This is a genomic window from Methylobacterium sp. B1, from assembly GCF_000333255.1.
Taxonomy (GTDB): domain Bacteria; phylum Pseudomonadota; class Alphaproteobacteria; order Rhizobiales; family Beijerinckiaceae; genus Methylobacterium; species Methylobacterium fujisawaense.
Genome location: NZ_BACT01001023.1, coordinates 1 through 5,253, shown reverse-complemented (window position 1 = coordinate 5,253; position 5,253 = coordinate 1). Strand labels below are relative to the sequence as shown.

At 70.7% G+C, this 5,253-nt stretch carries 3 protein-coding genes and 2 pseudogenes; 4 read left to right on the top strand and 1 reads right to left on the bottom strand.

Annotated features, from left to right (window positions below; genetic code table 11):
• Window positions 1-388 (top strand): annotated as a pseudogene (locus I53_RS28485) (2-hydroxycarboxylate transporter family protein); the annotation flags it as partial.
• 24 nt (window positions 389-412) lie between these two features.
• Complete coding sequence (locus I53_RS28480; RefSeq protein WP_043357373.1) at window positions 413-1,720, top strand: MFS transporter; 1,308 nt, start codon at window positions 413-415, stop codon at window positions 1,718-1,720.
• 13 nt (window positions 1,721-1,733) lie between these two features.
• Here the strand turns inward: I53_RS28480 and I53_RS28475 are convergent, their stop codons facing one another.
• Window positions 1,734-2,387: a GntR family transcriptional regulator gene (locus I53_RS28475; RefSeq protein WP_043357372.1), complete on the bottom strand. Its 654-nt coding sequence runs from the start codon at window positions 2,385-2,387 to the stop codon at window positions 1,734-1,736.
• 116 nt (window positions 2,388-2,503) lie between these two features.
• Here I53_RS28475 and tcuA point away from each other — a divergent pair, with 116 nt between their 5' ends.
• Window positions 2,504-4,000, top strand: a complete 1,497-nt coding sequence (gene tcuA / locus I53_RS28470) for an FAD-dependent tricarballylate dehydrogenase TcuA (RefSeq protein ID WP_043357370.1) — start codon at window positions 2,504-2,506, stop codon at window positions 3,998-4,000.
• Between the two features lie 261 nt (window positions 4,001-4,261).
• Window positions 4,262-5,253, top strand: a pseudogene (locus I53_RS28465) (double-strand break repair protein AddB); the annotation flags it as partial.

Below are 5,253 nucleotides of genomic sequence, written 5' to 3'. Positions count from 1 at the left end.
CGCCCCATCTCCAGGCGGGCGGCTTCGTGGTCTACAAGTCGTGCAGGTCTCGATGACCTACCCGCTGCTCTTCGCCATCGGCGTGGCGATGACGCCCTGGCACGAGTGAATGGCCGCCTTCACGCTGGTGAACCTGATCACCATCGTGTCGACCGTGGCGACGCTGATGACCGTGGGCTTCGTCGTCGGGCGCTGGCTCGGGATGTACCCGATCGAGACCGCCATCGTGAACGCCTGCCACAGCGGCCAGGGCGGCACCGGCGACGTGGCGATCCTCACGGCGGCCAACCGCATGGCGCTGATGCCCTTCGCGCAGATCGCCACCCGGATCGGCGGCGCGCTGACCGTGACCGGCACCATCATCGCCATGAAGTGGATCGGTGCCTGACGGGCACCCGGAAAGGACGTCGTCATGGCCGGTGATCCCGGGGCCGTCGAGGCCACCCTCAAGTCCAGGATCGGAGCGATCCTCCGCTCGACCAGCGGCAACTTCCTGGAGATGTTCGACTTTTTCCTGTTCGGCTTCTACGCCACCTATATCGCGCGGGCGTTCTTCCCGGCGGGCAACGAGACCACCGAGCTGCTCCTGACCTTCGGCACGTTCTGGCTCGGGGCGCTGATGCGGCCGCTCGGGGCGATCGTGCTGGGCGCCTATATCGACCGGATCGGGCGCCGGAAGGGCCTGATCATCACGCTCGCGATCATGGCGAGCGGCACGGTGCTCATCGCCTTCTGCCCGAGCTACGACACGATCGGCGTCGCGGCCCCGCTGATCGTGCTCGCCGGGCGCCTGCTCCAGGGCTTCTCGGCGGGCGTCGAGATCGGCGGCGTCTCGATCTACCTGTTCGAGATCGCCACGCCCGGGCGGCGCGGCTTCTACACCTCGTTCCAGTCGGCGAGCCAGCAGGTGGCGATCATGTTCGCCGCCTTGATCGGCTACGGGCTGAACGCCTTCCTGACCAAGCAGCAGATCGGCGATTTCGGCTGGCGCATCCCGTTCCTGATCGGCTGCCTGATCGTGCCGTTCATCTTCTTCATCCGGCGCTCGCTCCAGGAGACGCAGGAATTCGCCAAGCGGACCCGCCACCCGACCACCCGCGAGATCCTCACCACGGTGGCCGCCAACTGGCGGATCGTGCTGCTCGGCATGATGCTGACCACGATGACCACGGTGACCTTCTACATGATCACCGTCTACACCCCGACCTTCGGCAGGAACGTCCTCAAGCTCACCGAGACCGACAGCCTGATCGTGACGCTGTTCGTGGCGATCACCAACTTCATCTGGCTGCCCGTGGGCGGAGCCCTGTCGGACGCGATCGGGCGCAAGCCGGTGCTGCTGACGATCTCGACCCTGTCGCTGCTGACGACCTACCCGGCGCTGCACTGGCTCGTGGCCGATCCGACCTTCGGCAAGATGCTCGCCGTCGAGCTGTGGTTCTCGTTCTTCTTCGGCGTCTACAACGGCGCGATGGTGGTCTCCCTCTCCGAGGTGGTGCCGGCCCATGTCCGCGCCAGCGGCTTCTCGCTGGCCTACAGCCTCGCCACCGCGCTGTTCGGCACGGCCACGCCGATGGTCTCCACCTTCCTGATCGAGAAGACCGGCGACCGAGCGGCGCCGAGCTACTGGCTCATGGCGGCGGCCGCCTGCGGCATCGTCGCGACGCTCGCGCTGTTCCGGGGCCGGCCGGGACTGGGGCGCGTGCCCGCCCACGCCTGAGGGCGATCGCCGCTCAGCTCTCCTGCCAGATCCGGATCCGGGCCTTGAACGCGGCCCGGATATGCGCCCGGGCCGCCGCTTCTGCGCCGTCTGCATCGTGCGCCCGGATCGCCGCCACGATGGCGGCATGTTCGGTGAGCGACTCCGCGGCGCGGTCGGGGGCCGCCAGCGTGGTGGCGCCCGGCAGCAGCACCAGGGACAGGCGCATCGTCTCCAGCGTGCTCTGCAGGAAGCGGTTGCGCGCCGCTCCGTGGATCTGCCGGTGGAACAGACGGTTGGTCCGCGCGAGCGCTGGCGCGTCCCCCAGCAGCGTCCGGTCCCGGGCGACCATCTCCTCCAGGATCTCGGTCTCGACCGCGCTCGCATGGATCGCCGCGAGGCGGGCGGCCGTCCCCTCCAGCACCTCGCGCAGATCGTAGAGTTCGCTCACCTGCCCGTAATCGAGCTGCGCCACGCTGGCGCCCCGGTGCGGTTCGTGGGCGACGAGGCCCTGCGCCTCCAGCCGGCCCAGCGCCTCGCGCACCGGCGTGCGGCTGATCTGAAACCGCTCGGCCAGCTCCGCCTCGCGCAGGCGGCTGCCGGGCGCGAGTTCGCCCTCCTCGATCGCCCGCAGCAGCCGCTCATAGGCGCCGGCGCCGCTGGAGCGCTCCGATTCGCTCGCCTTCATTCCCGGCTCTCCTCGGCTTGGCCATAGCCCGAAACCGACGCCGCCGAAACGCTTGCGGCATATTGCATGCACTCGTATACAATAACGCGAGGCCGAACGGCGAAGAGGAGGTTGGCATGCAGCGCCCGGGCGACGCGCAGTGGGACGTGGTGGTGGTCGGGTCGGGAAACGCCGCCATGAGCGCCGGGCTCGCCGCCCTGGAGCGCGGCGCCTCGGTGCTGATGATCGAGAAGGCGGAGCAGGATCTCGCCGGCGGCAACACCGCCTACACGGCAGGCGCCATGCGCTTCGTCTACGCGGGCAACGACGACCTGATCCCGCTGCTGGCCGACCCCGAGGATCCGCGCCTGCCGCGCACCGATTTCGGCGCCTATACGGCGCAGACGTTCGAGAAGGACTTGCTCGGCTTCAACGACGGGCGGCCGCTGTCGCGCGAGCAGCGCATCCTGATCGACGAGAGCGGCGCGGCCCTGCGCTGGCTGGCGACGCAGGGCGTGAAGTTCGAGCCGATCTACTCTCGGCAATCCTTCGAGAAGGAGGGGCGCTTCGCGTTCTGGGGCGGCCTGACGCTCGCCACCCACGACGAGGGCTTCGGCCTCGCCCGGACCGAGCTCGAGGCCTTCACCGAGGCCGGCGGTACGATCCGCTACGGCTGCCCGGCCACCGGGCTGACCGTCGAGGACGGACGCGTCGTCGGCGTGGAGACGCCGCAGGGAGCCTTCCGCGCCAAGGCCGTGGTGCTCGCCTGCGGCGGCTTCGAGTCGAACGCCGCCCTGCGGACGCGCTTCATCGGCGAGGGCTGGGACAAGGCCCGGGTGCGCGGCACGCCGCACAACCAGGGCGACGGGCTCCAGATGGCCCTGGACCTGGGCGCGAAGGCCCACGGCTTCTACGGCGGCTGCCACGCCACGCCGATGGACCTGCACACGCCCGATTACGGCAACCTCGACCTGCCGCACGGCGAGCGCAAGCACTACCGGAAGATCTGCTACTTCCTGGGGCTGATGCTCAACGCGAACGGCGAGCGGTTCGTCGACGAGGGGAAGGATTTCCGCAACTACACCTATGCCCAGTTCGGCCGCGCGATCATGGAGCAGCCCGGCCACGTGGCCTGGCAGATCTTCGACGCCAAGGTCGATCACCTGCTCTACAGCGAGTACCGGTTCCACGACGCGCATTTCGTCGAGGCGGATACCCTGGACGGGCTCCTCGACAGGCTCGACGGCATCGACCGCGCGGCCGCGAAGAGGACCATCGCGGATTTCAACGTCGCCGTGGACGGGACCGTGCCGTTCGACCCGACCGTCAAGGATGGGCGCGGCACGAAGGGGCTCGCCCTGCCGAAGTCGAACTGGGCCCAGACGATCGAGACCGGGCCGTTCAAGGCCTACCCGGTCACAGGCGGCATCACCTTCACCTATGGCGGCGTCGAGGTCGGCGACGATGGCGGCGTGAAGCGCGAGGACGGCCGTGCGATCCCTGGCCTCTACGCCTGCGGCGAGATGGTGGGCGGCGTGTTCTTCAACGGCTATCCCGGCGGCTCGGGGCTGACCTCCGGCGTCGTGTTCGGCCGCCGCGCCGGCTACGGCGCCGCCGCGGGGGCGCGGGGCTGAGAACCCTCGGCCGAGCGCGACCGGCTCCGTCTTCCGTAGGGGCTAGGGTGCTTGCCCATCGGCCCGGACCGGGCCCGACGCGCCCCCCTTTCCCGCGTGGGGGAGGGGACCCGCGCGTCCTCCTGTGCCCGTGCTGCCAGACTGAGATGTGAATCCGGTCGCCCGCAGACGGGGGAGGGCGCGTGGGAGACCCGTCCGATCCCCGCATCTCGACCCCGCGCCCCCTGTCCGAGCCGCCTCGGCGGGCGTAGAAGCCCGCCCATGCCCGCCCGACACGCCGTCTTCACCATCTCCCGCGGCGTCCCGTTTCTTCCGACGCTCGCCGAGGCGCTGCTTTCCGGCCGGCTCGTCGGGCCGGTCGCGGACGATCCGCTGGCGCTCGCCGCCGTCACGATCTACCTGCCGACCCGCCGCGCCGCCCGGGCGCTCGGCGCGATCCTGGCCGAGAGGCTTGGCCGGGACGCGCCCGGTCGGGCCACCCTGCTGCCGCGGATGATTCCCCTCGGGGAGGCCGACGAGGCGGAACTCGACCTCGCCGCCGAGCCGCTGCTGGAGGCCAACGCCGATCCCCTGAGCGCGCCGATGCCTCCGCTGGAGCGCCGGCTGATCCTCGCCCGCCTCGTCCAGGCCTGGGCCAAGACCGTCGACCGGACCCTGCTGCCGCTGGACGCCGAGGTGCCGTTCCTCGTGCCGTCCTCCCCGGCCGACGCGGTCGGCCTCGCCGGTGATCTCGAACGGCTGATGGACGCCCTCACCGTCGAGGGCCTGCCCTGGTCGGAGATCGGCGCCGCCGTCGAGGCCGAATATTCCCGCTACTTCGGCCTGACCCTGGACTTCGTGAAGATCGCCGCCGAGAACTGGCCGAAGCTTCTGTCCGAGCGGGGCCTCGCCGATCCCGTCGCCCGCGCCCGCGGCCTCGTGCTGGCCGAGGAGCGGCGTCTGTCGCGCAATGCGACGCCGGACCCCGTGATCGTCGCCGGCTCGCTCGGCTCGGTCCCCGCCACCGCCCGCCTCATCGCCGCCGTAGCGAAGCTGCCGCGGGGCGCGGTGGTGCTGCCCGGGCTCGACCTCGACCTCGACGCGGCCGGCTGGGACGGCATCGACACCGGCGAGGGCTTTTCCCGCGTCATCGCGCACGGCCACCCGCAGGCGGTGCTGCACCGGCTGCTCGGGCCTGAGAACCTCAACCTGGACCGCGCGGAGATCGTCGCCCTCGGCGCGCCCGACGCCGGCCAGGCTGCGCGGGCCGCGCT